Here is a 17429-nt window from a genome sequence, read left to right as displayed (position 1 = left end):
GTAACAAAGCATATTTATTCATAATGATTTCCTGCTAGTTATTTGTGATGAATATACGCTAATATGCGAGAAAGTGATCATTTAATTTCAGTTATTTATGACTATTCGAACAGCAACAGAACACGACTTAACACAGATTGTCGCTATTTATAACGAAACAATTCCTGGGCGTATGGTAACCGCAGATACCGAAGAGGTAACGGTGGCTGAGCGACAAGCATGGTTCGCAGCCCATACAGAACAAAGGCCGATTTTTGTGTATGAGCAAAACTCGAAAGTACTTGCATGGCTCAGCTATAAATCTTTTTATGGGCGTCCAGCGTATGATGGCACAGTCGAAATTAGTATATATATTACCTCAAACGCTCAGGGGCAGGGGTTAGGCAAAATGTTGCTTTCGTTTGCAGAGGAGCATGCCAAAACGCTTAATATAAAAGTTTTGCTAGCGTTTATTTTTAGTCATAACCTGCCGAGCATTAAACTGTTTAATCGTTTTGATTATCAGGTTTGGGGAGAACTGCCTGAAGTTGCAATTATGGATGATAAAGCATATAGCCTCGTTATTTTAGGTAAGCACTTAGATCTTAAAGTAATAAAAAAAGCAGTGTAAATTTAGTGACTTTGTTTTTTTTCGACTACTCTAATTAGGTAATTATCATTAATTTGAGCCTAGTGTACTGTGCGAAGAATATTAATTGTCGATAGTAATAGTGTTTTAGCAATGCGCGTAAAAGTGTTATTGGAACTGATTGGCTGTAAAGTCGAGTTATTGCACTTTTCGATGATAGATGACACTGTTTTAACTCAAGAATTTGATTTAGTTGCGGCTTCTCATGGTGTGCCGACAGAAACTATAAAGAAGCTGAGTGGGGTGTTTTCGCAAGAAAATTTTTTATTGCTTGCACCCAAAGCACAGCGTAGTGATTTACTCGAGCACTTCAGTGAAATCAATCGCTTGCTGCCTAATTCAGTGGTTATTTACCCATTTTTTGCAAACAAAGAAATTAGCACTTTATTAGAAGGGGTGTTAGAGCTGGGTAGTGACAACATCTTAAAGCTGCCCACGGTATTGGTTGTTGACCATCTCCCAGAACGATTAGAAAAAATTACTCAAAACTTAAAAGGCGCGCACATCAAAACCTTTCAAGCTGGGAGTAAGCTTTCAGCTATTGAAATAATAAATCAACACAGCATTGATTTATTAATAAGCGACTTTACCTTTGAAGATGGCACTGGACTTGAGTTGTTTAACAAGCTAAAAGGGACGCAGCCTAACAGCCGTTGTTTACTGTATACCTCAAAGCCTGAACAGGTTTCGATGATTGAAGCGATTCGCCAGGGGGTGGAAGATGTGCTGGTTAAGCCCATTGATGATAATAGCCTATTACAGTCGGTTCATAAATTATGGCAAACGGAGCTACTCAAACGCCACAACGCAGAGTTAGTTGAGCGTTTACAAAATACCGTTGATGCCCTCATAGAAAAAGACAGCCTGTTAAGGGTTATTTTTAAACACACTCCTGATGCGATTATATTGTTTGATCGCACGGGTAAAATTATTGAAACCAATGATGCCTGTGAACTGTTATTTGAAAAACCGCTTAAAGAGTTTGAAAACTGCTCGGTGTTTGACTTTTTTGATACACCTTCAATAAACCGTATTAAAGATAAAATAAGCACCCTGAATAAAAATCGTCAATTTAGCTGTGACTTAAGACTGCTTAAAGAAAACGGCAATGAGGTTCCTCTGGTAGGCTCGTTTAACGAAATAGATCACCATGGTGAAATTGCGTTGGCGGTTATCTTTAAAAATGTTACCCACCTGAAAGAAAAAGAAGACTTGCTGCTTGAAGCAAAAGACATGCTAGAAGAAGAAGTTAAAGCGCGTACAGCACAACTTGAGCATGCTAAAAACGTTGCAGAGGCCGCAAATCTGAGTAAATCAGAGTTTTTAGCTAATATGTCTCATGAGTTAAGAACTCCCATGCATTCTATTTTAAGTTTTGCACGCTTTGGGCTTGAAAAAGTTGCGAATGACGATCTAAATAAAGATAAGTTAAACAAGTATTTATCGCGGATAGAGCAAAGTGGAGAGCGGTTGTTATCGCTGCTTAATAACCTACTCGACTTATCTAAATTGGATGTTGGCAAGTTTCCATTTAACCCTCAAAAACACAATCTGATCAACATTATAAAAACCAGTATTGATGATGTGTCTGGCACAGCACTTGAGCGAAATATAATGATTCGTCTACTGGAAACTGGGCAAGATATCGTTCTGGATTGTGATGAAGAACAGATCAATCAAATTATGCGCAATTTATTCGGAAACGCGCTGAAATTCAGTGAACCGTTCAGCGAGATAGATATTCAGTTATCAGTGCAAAATAATATCGCTGAAGTAGCGGTTGTTGACCGTGGTATTGGTATTCCAGAGTGTGAACTTGAAAAAGTATTTGCCAAGTTTGAACAAAGTAGCAAAACCAATAGTGGCGCAGGAGGCACAGGCCTTGGGTTAGCTATTTGTCGGGAGTTTGTGAGCTTACATCAAGGCACTATCTCCGCACATAGCAACGAATATGGGGGCGCTACAATTTTAGTGCGATTACCTTTGAATATAGATTTGCCTCAGCATTTAGCGACTGAAGAGCAAACTATGAAGCTTAATTAACAAAACGGAAGAACTAGACATGGCCTTGAAGCGAATTTTAGCCGTCGATGATGAACCATTTAACTTAGAAATAATTGAAGAGATCCTCGAAGAACTCGATTTTGAGCTGAAAATGGTCAACAGCGGTCCAGAATGTTTAGATGTTGTTGAAGCGTTTGATCCACAAGTTATCTTGCTGGATGTTAGCATGCCACAAATGAGTGGTTATGAAGTATGCCGAAAGTTAAAAGAAAACCCGAATACTGAAAAAATCATCGTTATGTTTGTGTCGGCCAGAGGCACGGTTGAAGAGCGTATGGAAGGGTATTCTGTAGGGGCTGAAGATTATATTGTAAAACCTTTTGGGCATGATGAATTAAAGCTCAAGCTACAACACTTAAACCAAGTACTGATCGAAAAAGAAATGCTTGAACAACAAGTGGAAGACGCCACGTCAACAGCCTTTAATGCAATGGCTAATAGTAGTGAAATGGGCCAAATTGTTAATTATATCGAGCATATCGGTTTAATTGATGATGAAAAAGAGTTGGGTAAAGCTTTACTTCATTGTTTAAGCGCATTTGACTTACAAAGTAATGTTGAATTTCGCTTAGCATCGGGTCTCGAGCACTTTTCAGTGTCAGGTGTTTGTTCGCCCATTGTTGTTGAGCTATTTGAAATGCTTAAAAACAAAGGCCGTTTACATGAGTTTTCGAGTCGAATTTTAGTAAATTATGAAATGATTAGCTTACTCATTTTGAATATGCCAGAGCAAGATCCCGATAAACATGGCCGTATTCGTGACCACATTTGCTTTTTAGTGAGTGTGACCGAGCAGCAGCTTAAAGCGATAATTACAAAAAAAGAACTGGTTAAACAGCAACAGCAACTGAATGACGCAGTGTCTAAAGTACACAGTAAGTTTAAGGGGCTCATAGAGCTTTTGAATGACAATCGTATTAATAACGAAGCGGTGTTTAAACAGTTACAAGAGGATTTGGAACAACGAATACCCACAATGGGATTAGACGAAGATCAAGAGATCTTTATTTATCAAAAAGTCGATGAAACCATTCAAAACTCAGTAGCACGTGAAGAGTCAGTGCAGGGAGTAAAGGCCGCATTTAAAGAGATTGAAAACGATTTATCGGTCTTATTAAAGCAATGACACACTCATTGAGTACGCGCGGTACTGGCCGCGCTTTAAGCATCTCGTGGTAAGCCTTTTTCAACAATACGAATCAAACGTGCGGTTTTACGTAATTTAAGCTGACGCTTGTTCTGTTGTTGTGAAAGCGCCCACTCTATGTGCTCTGCGACCAGTGGCGTTGCACTTTGAAGCGCCTTTTTAAGCGCGATAATAATTGTGTCGCTATAGTCAGCATTACCAAGTCCAACCGCTAGATTTCTTTGCCAACGCTCATGGCCAATACGACGAATCGGGCTGCCTTCAGTGTTTTTTAGGAATGTAGCTTCATCCCATGCAAAGAGTGTGAGTAAGTCTTGATCTTTTAATTGCGTTCGAGGATGGAAGTCGGCTTCATCGGTTATTTGTCCATAACGATTCCACGGACACACGAGTTGACAGTCATCGCAGCCATACACTCGGTTACCAAGTAATGAACGGTACTCTTCAGGAATAGGGCCTTGCAGCTCAATCGTGAGATAAGAGATACATTTACGGGCATCGACTACATACGGCTCAACAATCGCACCTGTCGGGCACAGAGTCATACACGCCACACATTTGCCACAGCCTTCAAAGGTATTTTCGTTATCGATAGGCAGTGGAATATCAACAAATAACTCGCCTAAGAAAAACCACGACCCCGCTTCTTTATTTATCAGAAGGCTGTGTTTTCCACGCCAGCCTAACCCTGCTTTTTCTGCTAATTGCCGTTCAAGGACTGGCGCAGAGTCCACAAATGGGCGAAATCCTAGCTGACCTACTTGTTGTTCTATTTTTTGGCCTAATTTTTTGAGGCGATTACGAATGAGCTTATGGTAGTCGCGACCTAGCGCATAGCGACTTATGTACGCTTTTTCGGTTTGCTTGAGGTTTTTAGCAAAACTGGCATCGGGTGGAAGGTAGTTCATTTTAACCGAGATAACACGCTGAGTACCCGGCACTAATTCTGCTGGACGGGCACGTTTCATCCCATGCGCAGCCATGTATTCCATGTCGCCGTGGTAACCCAAATCTAACCAACGTTGAAGCTGGGCTTCGTGCTGAGTGAGATCAATATCGGTGATCCCGACTTCTGCAAAACCAAGGTCTTTACCCCATTGCTTAATTTGCTGCGCGAGTTGCTGGTAATCGATAGGTGTTGTCACGGTGAATAAAAAAGTAGCCAAGGAATGGCTACTTTATCATAGTTAAAGAAAGCTTAGAATTAAAAGCGTTTCAACGCCCATTAAACAAACCGTTTTAGCTGTTGTTGGGTTTGTTGGCTAAGTAAATGTGATTGCTCACAATCAGCAAGGGATTCATCTATTTGCTGTTTCGCTTGCTCACCTAACGCCACAATTTGCTCGACACTTTGGTGTGTTTGAGTTTGTGTTTGTTCTAGTAAATGAACAGCACTAACAATCTGTTGCAGCTGCTGTTGATTTTGCTCAAACTCATTCAGCATGTTGCTAAACCCTGCCGAGGTATTGCTAATGGCTGTTTCAGCTTCACTTGAATGGCTAATTAATAACTCAGACTCTTTATTTGTTTCGTTTACCAAGCTATTCATTTGATTAATAAAGTCGCTAATTTGACGGGTTGCATCGTTCACTTTTACAGAAAGAGTTCTAACCTCATCAGCAACAACCGCAAACCCTCGGCCAGCTTCACCGGCACGTGCAGCTTCAATGGCGGCATTTAAGGCTAACAAATTTGTTTGATCAGAAAACTCTTCAACCATTTTTAAAATAGCACGAATATTTTCACTGTTTTCTTTTAACCCCGACACGGTCGCAGAAAAGTTGCCAAGAATTTGGCTGATCATGGCCACTTTTTTTACCAGAGTAGATAGTTCCGCAGCTGAATGTTGTACAAAACTTAGATGCTCACTGTTAACCGTATGAACACTGTCGGTGTTTGCAGAGATATGCTCTAAACTTGTCGTAATTTGATTACTTGCATCGGTAATTGTATGGCTAAACGTAATTTGTTGATGGCTAAGCTTCGCTGTTTGCTGCATCGATTCTGTCATTTTTGAACTACTATCGGCACTGGCTTGCGCACTTTGGTATGTGGTGGCCAGTAGCTGGCTTAGATGAGATGTAAAAGTATTGTATTGCTCGCTTAAATCGCGAAATTCATCAAAGGTAAAGTGTGGGAGTTTTGCCGATAAGTCAGCATCATGACGATTAATTTGCGCTAAAGTATCGCGCATAGCCTGTACGGGCCGCACAATTAAAAAACGCATATAAAAAAGTGTGAAAATAAAACTGCCAACAATAACGAGTGTCATGAGCCAGAATAGCCCTGTGCTTGCTTGCTGTTCAGATAAGCTACTGTAAAGCCAAATTAAAGTAATGACCTGAAAGGCAAACACAAACCCCAAGTTACCGACAATTTTACGCGTTAAGGTGTAAAAGAAAGTTTGTTCGATAAAATTATAAATGCGCATATAGCTACTCATTGAGGTGTTATGTTGATTCATGTCGGGCGTTTCTTAGTCTTATTTAATTCCACGTTATTCGACACAGTATAGCTTATTCTTTTTGAGTCACAGCGACTGCAGTGTCATTTGTGTATGGCATGGGAAATTAGTAAAAATTCCATCCACGCCATAATCAAGCATTAACTCGATATCTTCTACCTTATCGACCGTATACGCATAGACTTTAAGTCCACGTTGTTTGGCATCGGCAACAAACTCATGGTTTATAAAGTTTTTATCAATATGAATGCTGTAGGCATGCAGCTTTTGCGCAAACTCACTGTAATTGATAGGAATTGATGCGGTTAACGCGCCAATCTTCACCCAGGGTAACTTTTGCTTGAGCCACATGAGTTGATGATGATCAAAGGATGAGACTAAAAGATTATCTCTTGATAACTTTCCAGTGCTAATGTTTGATTCAATAAGCTCTACAAACTTATCAAGTGAAAAGGTATGTTTGAGTTCTAAATTGAGCAGTGTTTTATCATTAACCCAATCAATCGCTTGCTGTAGCGTTGGCACTATTTCGCCATTACCTGCATCGAACTGTTGAATTTGGGCTTTGCTGCAGGCATTCACTTTACCGCGACCTGATGTGGTCCGGTCAAGCCATGTGTCATGAATAATCATATAATCATCAAGGCAGCTTTGTACGTCGATTTCAATACCGTCAACAGCCAAATCTACAGCGGCTAATATGGCACTTTTGGTATTTTCTGGGTAGGTACCACTGGCACCTCTGTGAGCGAATACTTTTATCATTGCGTGTGTTTCCGAGTCACTGACCATGTTTCATAAAAAGCGGCGCTTATAACCAAAACGCCCCCCATAATTGTGCTTATTGTTGGTTGCTCATGCAAAATTAAAAAAGCCAAAAACGTGCCGTATAGCGGTTGCAAGCAAGAAATTAATCCAGCCGTTGAGGCTGATAAGTGTTGTAAACTTGCAGCAAAAAGTGAATGCGGCGCTGCTGTAAAAATAACCCCAGCGGTGATCAATAGCAGCCAATTAATTGTATCAACTTGTAATGGCGGTACTTCAAGGAAGGTGCACAGCATAATACAGGCAATCCACGTTTGATAAAGCATGGTCTGTGGGCCACCGTATTGGCTAAAGTAACGCTTATGAATAATATTTCTAAAAGCAAAAAAGAAGGCTGATAAAATACCGATCGCAATGCCAAGCGTAACATCATTCCCAAGGCTTGCATCTGGGATGAGTAAGTAAATACCGAACATCACCACTACAGCGCTAATAATATCTTTCAGTTGCGGTTTACGACCATGAAAAAGAGGCTCTAAAAATACAGTGATCACGGGGTAAGTAAAAAAGGCAATCATGCCAACAGCAATACCGGCTAATTGCATTCCTGCAAAGTAGGTTAACCAATGAATACCGACTGTCACCCCGAGTAATAGAGCAATAAGATAATCACGGCGAGAGTGGAGTTTAATCGCCTTTTTTTGGATAGAAAGTAAGATCAATAAGGCACAACCGGCAATACCTGTTCTGTATACGGTAATGTCTAATGCACTTAAGTTAATGAGCTTGGCAAACAACGCAGTTCCACCAAATAGCAACACTGCAATGTGTAAGTACATAAGACTTTGTTTGTGCGCCTGCATTGCGACCCTTGTTATTATTATACTTAACTCTCTTTTTAACGGTAATCCTTTGCTTTGTAAACCATCCTATGGGCTAATCCATTGGTTTAGTTCCAGTGTTTCCAGCCTTTTAAATAATAGTGCAGCACATTGGGCTCATCGAGGGTCGAGACTTTTTCGTTATTTGCACTGATATCTGGCGTAAAAATAAATAGCTGTGCATCATTTTCTGGCCGATAGTAACGAGTATCTACATTGAGTGTTTGATGATTAGCACATTGAAGTTTACATGCCATAACAAACCCCCACTCACCAAATGAAGGAACGTTCAAGTGATAAGGCAAAGTATGGGCAAAGCCTGCTGCACTCATCGTATTATTAATTGACCAGAATGCGCGTTTTGCGAAAAACGGGCTGGTAGCTTGCGTTACGACGATTCCATTGTCGGGTAAGCGACGTTTTACTCGTTGGTAAAATTGTTGGCTATATAATCGAGCTAAATTGATTGCTTTAGGATCTGGCAAATCAATAAAAACAATATCAAACAACGTTTTATCTTGTTCTATAAATACATATGCATCCTGATGAACCACCGTGACTTTAGGGTTACTGAGCGAGTGTTGATTAAGCTCTGTAAGATTGTAGTTAGATCGAGCAAGCTCTGCGACGCTAGGGTCTAAATCAACAAGGGTAATGGATTCTAGTTGTGGGTATTTAAGCAGCTCTCTGGCAGCAAGACCATCACCGCCCCCTAAAATTAAAATGCGTTTTGCATTACCGTGCCTCACCATCGCTGGGTGAATAAGCGCTTCGTGATAACGGTATTCATCTATCGAAGAAAATTGTAAACCGCCATTCAAATAGAGGCGAATGTCATCTTTGTGGCGCGTTAGAACGATTTGCTGATAGGGCGTTTGTGCTGAGTGAACCACGCGATCATCATAAATTTGGCTCTGCCAATGATGTGTGAGTTGTTGACTGGCATATAAACTCAATCCTAATACTGCGCTGACTAATACAAGCGTTAGTCTGAGTATTTTCCGTCGGTTGCGGCTTATATGGTCTACAAAATACCACAGTAATAACAGTGCAATACTGAGATTCATTAAGCCAAAGCTAAGTGACGTTTTAAATACACCTAACCACGGCAAAAATAGAAAAGGAAATAACAAGGTCGCCAGTAGGGCGCCAAAGTAGTCTATTGATAATACATTGGCAAGATTGGCTTTTAACGCGTAGTGCTTTTCCATCAAACGGCTTAAAAGCGGAATTTCTAAACCAATTAACACCCCGATTAATGTGGTTAATATGACACTGATTGCCTGTAACGGCAAAGAGTATGCGTAAGCAAAGTAGAGAAGGGGAACACTAAGCCCGCCTAACAATGCGAGCACTAGTTCAAAGGCTATAAAATACACCAATAAGGGGTTATCAGGGACAAAGCGCGAAAAATACGACCCGATGCCCATCGCCGCCATATAAACGCCGATAGTGAGAGAAAATTGGGTGATGCTGTCACCCAAAAAATAAGCCCCTGTTGTGGCAATTAATAGCTCATAAATAATAGAGCACAGACCCGCAACAAAAATACTAAACAGTAAAATATGGCTTTCACGGATTGTTTTACTTTCCACCAGAACCGCCTCGAGAGCGAAAACCTGGGCTGCCAATACTCTGTTCTCGTAATTGTTTATCTACCGTGATGTTGCTGTGATAAAGAGAATACATAAGCCAATCACGTTCATCATTATTTTTGCTGTAAGCATACATAGAGGCAAGACCAATGGGGGTGAAAAAAAGCAGCACGATAGGCCAAACGGCGACACGGGTTTCCATGGCTTTTATGGCTTCGGGGTTTAATTTATTAATTGGCTTATATGTAATATCAGAGCCTTCACGCTCTGCTTCAAAGCGATGTAGAACCACAAAAATGCACATGCCCGCTACTATTCCTGATAGCCACATAAAGGGTAATAATATGTTGCTATTGCCTTTAATCGGAATGATGCGAAACGAATAACTAAAATGCTCTGCACGTGTGTTTGGGCCAAAACTGCTACTAACATAAGCACTGTATTGGCCTTTCTTAGGAAAATGCACCTCGTGATGAACTTTCTCTCGGTACTCGGTCCATTTACCTTCTGAATCTCGACCCGTTTCAGCCCATAGTTCATCAGAATAACTGAATAGGTAATTACCTTCAGGATCAAAAATTTCAATATCGATGGCTTTCCATGAGTTCAAAGGTAAGCGGCCTTTGATCTCGAAACGCATCATTTGGCCATCTTCAGGAACATTAAATAAATAGGGCTTATCTTGGCCATCATATTCTTTGAAGTTGCCATATTGGCCATTTTGCAGAGGCTCTTGAAGGTCTGCGCGTATCAAAAAACAGCTTAAAAAAGCAATCGACGCGATAGTAAAAAGCTTATAGATGCTCATCCTTACTCCAATAAGCTTAAATAGCGATCGTGATAATCACTGCAACACTTATTGCGATGCTGCTTTCGATAACGGCAACAGCGGTATTATTGTCATGCATAGCTTGGTCAAGAGAGATTTTACTGAAGATAATTTTATCAACCAAGTAACGTACGATCGGCAAGATTAAGAAGCCAAACAACGCATCAATAAAAAATAAACTAAGACTTTGTTGCCAAGTATGAAAGCCACCAAGCAGGGCATGGCACAGAATGATTGCTAACGCTAACATGGTGCCTGAGAAGCTCATCGCTACAGCTTTATTGCCTTTTTCAAGCTGTTCATGCAGGTCAAAAGCAGTGAGGTGATCATAGCCTTTAGCAAACATGATCAGCAAAAGCTGTCCGAGTGCGTAAAATACAATGGCTGATAACCACATCCCTTCACCCGTTAAAGCGCCACCAATGATTAAGGCTGCAGCCATGTAATTAGCAGCTTGTACTAAGCCAACGGCTTCATTTTGTCGATTAATTAACTGTTCTTGGTTGCAGAATAAACGCAGCAGTAACTTATCATTTAGAAAGCGTGAGCATGTTAATAACACCATGCCGAGTACACTATACAGCGATACATTAATTAAGTCGGTCAGTAGACCTATGCTTGGTCCAGCTAGTACAAACCCATAAATAATCGTAATAGCGCCCAAATAGCCACCAATTGATAAACCTAATGCTGTATTGGCATTATCTGTTAACTGATTTGTGGTGTTGTAGGGGGTTGCTAAGTTATACGACAGCTTAGCGAGTGCAATTATCGCGATAAAAAGAGCGATGTATGCGCTGTTGTACGCCATTGCTGCAAGGTAGTGGGTTAAATTAATATCCATATAAATTTGTTAGGTTGTTGTTATTTTCAGAAAATATTACCACAGACTCTTTACTGCGAAGAATATCAACGTGTTATTTTTGGCATATTTAGTTAATTTCTTAAAAGTTTCATAGCATTTGCCTGTCTCATTGCGTGGTTATGGGTTAAAATAACAACATAACCAACTAACAAGATAGTGAATGACAAAACAGGATCCCAATTTCAGTCGAGAACAAGAAAAGTACGAAAACCCAGTCCCTAGCCGTGAGTTTATACTTACTCACTTAGAATCTCGCGCTAAACCAGCAAACTTCACACAACTTTGTGACGAATTACACGTGGATGACACTGAACGCCAAATTGCGTTTAAACGTCGTTTGCGCGCTATGGAGCGTGACGGTCAGTTGTATTTCAATAAATTTAAATGCTACGCGTTGATTGATGAATCAGGCCTTGTGAAAGGCAAAGTAGTTGGCCATCGTGATGGGTTCGGCTTTTTAGAAGTTGAAGGCGAAAATAAAGATTGGTTTATCGCAAAACACCAGATGAACATGGTGCTGCATGGCGACATTGTGCTTGCTAAAGGCAATCGCAAAGGCGGCAGTGGTAAATGCGACGCGCGTATCATTAAAGTGTTAACGAATGAGCGCGCCCCGATTGTTGGTCGTTATTTTGTTGAGCATGGCATTGCGGTGGTTGTTGCCGAAGACCCGCGAATCACGCAAGATATTATGATACTGCCTGGCAGTGAGAATGGCGCGCGCCATAATCAAATGGTTCAAGTTCAGATCACGCAAAACCCAAGTCGTCACATGAATGCAGTGGGTAAAGTAACGGAAGTATTGGGTGAGCATTTAGCCCCCGGTATGGAAATTGAAGTAGCACTTCGAAACCATGATATTCCGCATGTATGGCCTGAAGCCGTTGAAAAGCAAGTTGCCCATTTAGGTGAATTTGTTGATGAGCAAGCAAAGCAAGGCCGAGTCGATTTACGTGATTTACCATTAGTAACAATTGATGGTGAAGATGCACGAGACTTTGATGACGCCGTTTACTGTGAGCGAAAACCATCAGGTGGTTGGCGTTTATGGGTCGCGATTGCTGATGTATCACATTATGTTGGTATGAACACGCCACTGAATAAAGAAGCGATAGAACGCGGTAATTCAGTGTACTTTCCTGAGCAAGTGATCCCCATGTTGCCGAAGGTGTTGTCAAATGGTTTGTGTTCATTAAACCCCAATGTTGATCGCTTATGTATGGTTGCCGAGATGACCGTATCTGAGCAGGGCACCTTAGAGAATTATAAGTTTTACGAAGCGGTGATGAATTCACATGCCCGTTTTACTTACACTAAAGTGCATGCAATTTTGCAAGGTGATGAAAGGCTGTGCGAAGAATACGCGCCAATGGTGCCGCATTTAACTGATTTACATCAAATGTACATGGCACTGAAAGCAGCTCGCCAAGAGCGTGGTGCAATTGAGTTTGAAACGCTAGAAACGCGTTTTGTGTTTGATGCTCACCGAAAAATTGAATCAATCGTTCCTGTGGTGCGTAATGATGCGCATAAGCTCATTGAAGAATGCATGATTTTGGCGAATGTATCGGCAGCTCGTTTATTAGAAAAACATGAGGCCAGTGCACTTTATCGTGTGCATGATGAACCTGATGCTGAAAAGCTTGGTTTCTTCAGAAACTTTTTATCTGAACTGGGCATTGAGTCAACATTGTCAGATGAGCCAACACCAAAAGAAATAACACATGTACTTGCAAAACTAGGTGACCGTCCTGAAGCCGAGTTAATTCAAACCATGTTATTACGTTCGATGAAACAGGCTGTGTATCAACCAGACAACATTGGGCACTTTGGTTTGGCGTTGCCTGCTTACGCGCATTTTACATCGCCAATTCGCCGTTACCCTGATTTAGTTGTGCACCGTGCGATTAAAGCTGTTTTAAAAGCACAAGGCCAACAAACGTCGGGCGAGTATGCTTACAGTAATGATGAAGTTGATATTTTAGGCGAGCAATGTTCAACCACTGAACGTCGCGCAGATGATGCGACCCGTGAAGTCGCCGATTGGCTTAAATGTGAGTTTATGCAAGACCATGTTGGCGATGAATTTGGCGGGGTTATTTCATCGGTCACTAACTTTGGTTTATTTGTTCGCATAGACGACTTACAAATAGATGGCATGATCCACGTAACGAACCTTGGCAATGAATACTTCCATTATGACAATGCAAAACACTGTCTCATTGGTGAGCAAACTCATACGGTTCATCGCTTAGGCGATAAAGTGACGGTTCAGGTATCGTCTGTCAGCTTAGATGAGCGTCGAATTAATTTAGTGTTTGCTGGTGATGTGCCGCAAGACCGCTATGCGCGACGCCGTGCGCAAAGTGCACCTGCAAAACCGAGTATTCGTGCGCAGTTAAAAGCGGGGAAAATCCCTGGCAAAAAAGGGGATGATAGTCGCTCAGACCCTAAATCTTCAGAGAAAGATAATGCAAAGCGTGGCAAGTCTTCTCATGCAAAAGGGCGTAAAAAACCTAACAGCAAACAAGCGGATGTTGTAAAAGCAGGTAAGAAGAAGAGCAAGAAAAAAGCCACCAAAAAGGCAAAAAGACCGGGCAAGAACGCCCGAAAACGTACTAGCTGAGGAGCAAATAATACGTGAGTAATGAATTAATTTTTGGTTTTCACTCTGTTGAAGCTATTTTAGCAAAAGAGCCTGAGCGCTTTTTAGAAATTTATGCGCTAAAAGGGCGTGAAGATAAGCGTTTAAACCCGATTATTGATGAAGCTCGTAAGTTCGGTATTTCAGTGCAATTTATGCAGCGCAAAGCACTTGATAACAAAGCCAATGGTGAACAGCACCAAGGGATCATTGCTAACGTGAAAGCAGCGCGAATGTACAATGAAAAAGATCTCGACGAAATCATTGCCCGCGAAGATACGCCTTTCTTGTTAGTGTTAGATGGCATAACCGATCCGCATAATTTAGGTGCGTGTTTACGCAGTGCGGATGCAGCAGGCGTACACGCGATTATTGTGCCTAAAGATAAGTCTGCAAAGCTTAATGGCACAGCACGTAAGGTAGCCTGTGGTGCCGCGGAAACAGTGCCTTTAGTACAAGTGACAAACCTTGCACGCACATTACGTGAAATTAAAGACGCAGGTGTGTGGGTTGTTGGCACAGCGGGTGAAACTGACACCGAATTATTTGATGCTAACTTAACAGGCCCAATGGCCATAGTGATGGGAGCCGAAGGTGACGGTATGCGTCGTCTAACTCGCGAGCACTGCGACCTACTCGTTAAAATACCCATGGCAGGCACGGTATCAAGTTTAAATGTATCGGTTGCGACCGGTATTTGCTTATTTGAGGTATTACGTCAGCGTAATGCGACGCAGCTTTAATCTTTGCGTTCGACAATAAAAAAGCCGATATAATATCGGCTTTTGCATATCTATATTCGGCACCGCGAATGACAATTAGATTTTTGCGAATGCGTCTTGTAGTGGCGGTACAACTTGCTTTTTACGGCTTAATACACCATCTAACCATACTTTGCCATTCTCAGATTTAACATCATATGCCGCTTCAATAACAGCAACGTCATCAGAGCTTATCAGCATCTGTGAGCCTTCTTTCATGATATCTGTTAATAGTAGTAATACTGAGTGACGGCCGCCTTCTTCTTTTAGCTTCACGATGTCAGCTTCAAGGTCTGCTTTGATCTCATCAAAAACAGCAAGGTCAATGACTTCTAGTTGACCAATACCGACTAGCTTGCCGTTCATGTTGAAGTCTTTAAAATCACGCATAACTAGGTCGCGAGCTGGCGTGCCTTCTACTGCAGATTTTACTTTGAACATTTCCATGCCAAGTTCTTTGAAATCTTCGATACCGGCAATGTCAGCAAGTGCTTCAACACACTTAATATCAGCAGTGGTGCATGTTGGTGATTTAAAGATAACGGTGTCGCTTAAAATAGCGCATAACATGATGCCCGCGATGTCTTTCGGGATTTCTACATTGTAAAAATCATACATCATTTTAATAATGGTATTTGAGCAACCCACCGGACGAATCCAACACTCAAGAGGTGTTGATGATGTTAAGTCGCCTAATTTGTGGTGATCGACTACACCTACAACGCGTGCTTCATCGATGTCATCAGGTGCTTGTGTTTTTTCTGTATGGTCAACGATATAAACGTCTTCACCTGCGTAGCTAAGTTTAAGCTCAGGTGCTTCGAAGCCAAATTTATCTAAGATAAATTGTGTTTCAGGTGATATTTCACCTAAACGCGTTGGAATGGCCGGTTCATTGATTTGGTTTTTTAAGTAAGCAAGCGCAATTGCACCGCAAATTGAATCTGAATCAGGGATCTTATGGCCCACTACATACATTGACATTGACGGAACTCCTTTAAATTTGGCAGATATTTTAGCAAAGTCTCTACAGATTGATACATAACAGACATGAAATTTTGTTGATCAATTACAACTGCCAATTAACCAGAATTTTAGTTACACTTTAACGTATTGAAAGTAGAGGAAGATACACATGCGATTGAGCAGAAAAGCGTGGAATAATGTGGTCATTATTTCAATGCTATTGATGATTTTTTTCTTCAATGGTTTACATAAAAAGCTCAATACTCAACCTGCAGAGGACGGCATGCACGCGCTGCTACCTGAACAAAGTTTTATTTTGGCGATGGCATTTCCCGAACTTAAAATTGAGCGAATTGGCACTTCTTGGCGTAGTCAAACCTTACAAGAAACAACATGGCACGGGGATGAACAAGCGTTAGAGCAATTAGTTGAGCTGTGGCAGCATCAACAGCTCAATCTTGCAAGTATACCTGTAAGTAAGCTTTCGAAGACATCAGCGAACTATGTTGCTTCAGTGTGGTTAGCGGGTGAGCAATTACCTGCGGTGTATCAACTTTATACCATTGAAGGAAATTACTACCTACTCGATAAGCGGTTACAGCGTGTATTTGCGCTTGAACACGCCGATGCCGCTCAGTTATTTCCGTTATATCCGTTTAAGAGAATGACAGATGCCTGAATTACCAGAAGTTGAAGTAAGTCGGTTGGGGATTACTCCGCATGTGCTCGACCACGTAGTGACTAAAGTGAATATTCATAATGCCAGCATGCGCTGGCCAGTGCCTGATGATGTATATCAGTTACAAGGTCTTAAAGTTACCTCGATTGAACGTAGAGCAAAGTATTTATTACTGGGTTGTGAGCGTGGAAGTGTCATATTACATTTGGGAATGTCAGGCAATTTACGCGTTGTGAATGCCGATGAACCACTTAAAAAACATGACCATATCGAGTTTGTTTTAGAGTCTGGAAAAGCGCTTAGGCTAAATGATGCGCGCCGCTTTGGGGCATGTTTATGGCAAGCACCTGGCGAATGCCATGCTTTACTGACCAAGCTAGGCCCAGAACCTCTTACTGATGATTTTTTTGCTGAGCGTGTTTACGAGCAATCAAGAAACAAGAAAGTACCGGTTAAGCAATTTATTATGGATAATGCCGTGGTTGTTGGTGTGGGGAATATCTACGCCAATGAGTCGCTATTTAAAGCGGGGATCCACCCCAAACGTGAAGCGGGAAAGGTATCCTTAAAACGTTATCAACAATTAGTGCCTATAATTAAAGACACACTAGCTGCGGCGATTACTCAAGGCGGCACGACGTTAAAAGATTTTGCGCAAAGTGATGGTAAACCGGGTTATTTTGCTCAGCAATTATTGGTGTATGGCCGCAAAGGTGAGCCGTGCGTTACCTGTAAAGAGCCGTTAAAAGAAATTAGATTAGGCCAAAGAAGTACCGTGTTTTGTGCAAATTGCCAAAAATAAGCGTGTATTAATAAGGCAGTAAAAAGCACGCCCGTTGGCGTAATGCCAGTCAGTTAAGAGCTGACTGGCATTTTCTTTTGTAAGGATACTTATTTGGTTTCCTTCTTATCACCCTTGGATAATGCCTGTCTGGTAGCCTATCGGGTAAGATAAACAACCTAAGTGTTTTCAGTAACTCATCATAATGAACAGGTAACTTACTTGCACTATGTATTGGCGTAAACATGAAGAAAGCGATTACCTGCCGCATAGATTGGCTAAAGCTTAATTGAGTAGGCAAGATATCTTCTTCTTTAGTTGCATCAAGCATGATTATACGTATTAAGTTGTAAGCGAGTA

15 protein-coding genes and 1 pseudogene are annotated in these 17429 nt (G+C 41.4%); 7 read left to right on the top strand and 9 right to left on the bottom strand.

Annotation, left to right across the window (positions count from 1 at the left end; genetic code table 11):
* Positions 1-97 precede the first annotated feature (97 nt).
* The 3 genes from BWD47_RS18370 (at position 98) to BWD47_RS18360 (ending at position 3818) form a co-directional block, all read left to right on the top strand.
* Complete coding sequence (locus tag BWD47_RS18370) at positions 98-610, top strand: GNAT family N-acetyltransferase (protein ID WP_075594459.1); 513 nt, start codon at positions 98-100, stop codon at positions 608-610.
* A 111-nt stretch (positions 611-721) separates the two neighbouring features.
* Complete coding sequence (locus BWD47_RS18365; protein ID WP_075594458.1) at positions 722-2671, top strand: ATP-binding protein; 1950 nt, start codon at positions 722-724, stop codon at positions 2669-2671.
* Positions 2672-2690: 19 nt separating this feature from the next.
* Positions 2691-3818: a PleD family two-component system response regulator gene (locus BWD47_RS18360; RefSeq protein ID WP_036971147.1), complete on the top strand. Its 1128-nt coding sequence runs from the start codon at positions 2691-2693 to the stop codon at positions 3816-3818.
* Positions 3819-3853: 35 nt separating this feature from the next.
* Here the strand turns inward: BWD47_RS18360 and queG are convergent, their stop codons facing one another.
* From queG to BWD47_RS18325, 7 genes are all read right to left on the bottom strand, one after another.
* Positions 3854-5005 (bottom strand): tRNA epoxyqueuosine(34) reductase QueG, encoded by a 1152-nt coding sequence (gene queG, locus BWD47_RS18355; RefSeq protein WP_206770709.1) that lies wholly within the window; start codon positions 5003-5005, stop codon positions 3854-3856.
* A 59-nt stretch (positions 5006-5064) separates the two neighbouring features.
* Positions 5065-6282 (bottom strand): methyl-accepting chemotaxis protein, encoded by a 1218-nt coding sequence (locus tag BWD47_RS18350; RefSeq protein WP_075594475.1) that lies wholly within the window; start codon positions 6280-6282, stop codon positions 5065-5067.
* 87 nt (positions 6283-6369) lie between these two features.
* On the bottom strand, positions 6370-7068 hold the full coding sequence (locus BWD47_RS18345; protein WP_065978148.1) for a glycerophosphodiester phosphodiesterase family protein: 699 nt from the start codon (positions 7066-7068) through the stop codon (positions 6370-6372).
* Entirely contained in the window at positions 7065-7931 is an 867-nt protein-coding gene (locus BWD47_RS18340) for a DMT family transporter (RefSeq protein WP_075594457.1), read from the bottom strand. Before BWD47_RS18340 ends, BWD47_RS18345 begins: the two co-directional genes overlap by 4 nt.
* Positions 7932-8017: 86 nt before the next feature.
* On the bottom strand, positions 8018-9544 hold the full coding sequence (locus BWD47_RS18335) for a polyamine aminopropyltransferase (RefSeq protein ID WP_256719436.1): 1527 nt from the start codon (positions 9542-9544) through the stop codon (positions 8018-8020).
* Positions 9534-10352, bottom strand: coding sequence for a hypothetical protein (locus BWD47_RS18330; protein WP_075594455.1), 819 nt, complete (start codon positions 10350-10352; stop codon positions 9534-9536). Before BWD47_RS18330 ends, BWD47_RS18335 begins: the two co-directional genes overlap by 11 nt.
* Positions 10353-10368: 16 nt before the next feature.
* A complete protein-coding gene (locus BWD47_RS18325; RefSeq protein WP_256719435.1) occupies positions 10369-11217 on the bottom strand; it encodes a DUF350 domain-containing protein in 849 nt (282 codons plus the stop codon).
* A 181-nt stretch (positions 11218-11398) separates the two neighbouring features.
* Between BWD47_RS18325 and rnr the strand changes: the two genes are divergently transcribed.
* Both rnr and rlmB read left to right on the top strand, forming a co-directional pair.
* Positions 11399-13864, top strand: a complete 2466-nt coding sequence (rnr, locus tag BWD47_RS18320) for a ribonuclease R (protein WP_075594454.1) — start codon at positions 11399-11401, stop codon at positions 13862-13864.
* A gap of 14 nt (positions 13865-13878) precedes the next feature.
* Positions 13879-14625, top strand: coding sequence for a 23S rRNA (guanosine(2251)-2'-O)-methyltransferase RlmB (gene rlmB / locus BWD47_RS18315; RefSeq protein WP_075594453.1), 747 nt, complete (start codon positions 13879-13881; stop codon positions 14623-14625).
* 75 nt (positions 14626-14700) lie between these two features.
* On the opposite strand, the gene BWD47_RS18310 is transcribed toward rlmB, so the two are convergent.
* A complete protein-coding gene (locus tag BWD47_RS18310) occupies positions 14701-15627 on the bottom strand; it encodes a manganese-dependent inorganic pyrophosphatase (RefSeq protein WP_036971127.1) in 927 nt (308 codons plus the stop codon).
* A gap of 151 nt (positions 15628-15778) precedes the next feature.
* Between BWD47_RS18310 and BWD47_RS18305 the strand changes: the two genes are divergently transcribed.
* Together BWD47_RS18305 and mutM are read left to right on the top strand one after the other, a co-directional pair.
* Complete coding sequence (locus BWD47_RS18305) at positions 15779-16288, top strand: hypothetical protein (protein WP_075594452.1); 510 nt, start codon at positions 15779-15781, stop codon at positions 16286-16288.
* A complete protein-coding gene (gene mutM, locus BWD47_RS18300) occupies positions 16281-17090 on the top strand; it encodes a bifunctional DNA-formamidopyrimidine glycosylase/DNA-(apurinic or apyrimidinic site) lyase (RefSeq protein WP_075594451.1) in 810 nt (269 codons plus the stop codon). Before BWD47_RS18305 ends, mutM begins: the two co-directional genes overlap by 8 nt.
* 49 nt (positions 17091-17139) lie before the next feature.
* Here the strand turns inward: mutM and BWD47_RS20210 are convergent.
* A pseudogene (locus BWD47_RS20210) lies at positions 17140-17429 on the bottom strand (IS4 family transposase); the annotation flags it as partial.

This window comes from Pseudoalteromonas sp. PAB 2.2, from assembly GCF_001938575.1.
GTDB lineage: Bacteria > Pseudomonadota > Gammaproteobacteria > Enterobacterales > Alteromonadaceae > Pseudoalteromonas > Pseudoalteromonas lipolytica.
The sequence above is the reverse complement of the archived record's forward strand: the minus strand, read 5'-3'. Positions and strand labels throughout refer to the sequence as shown.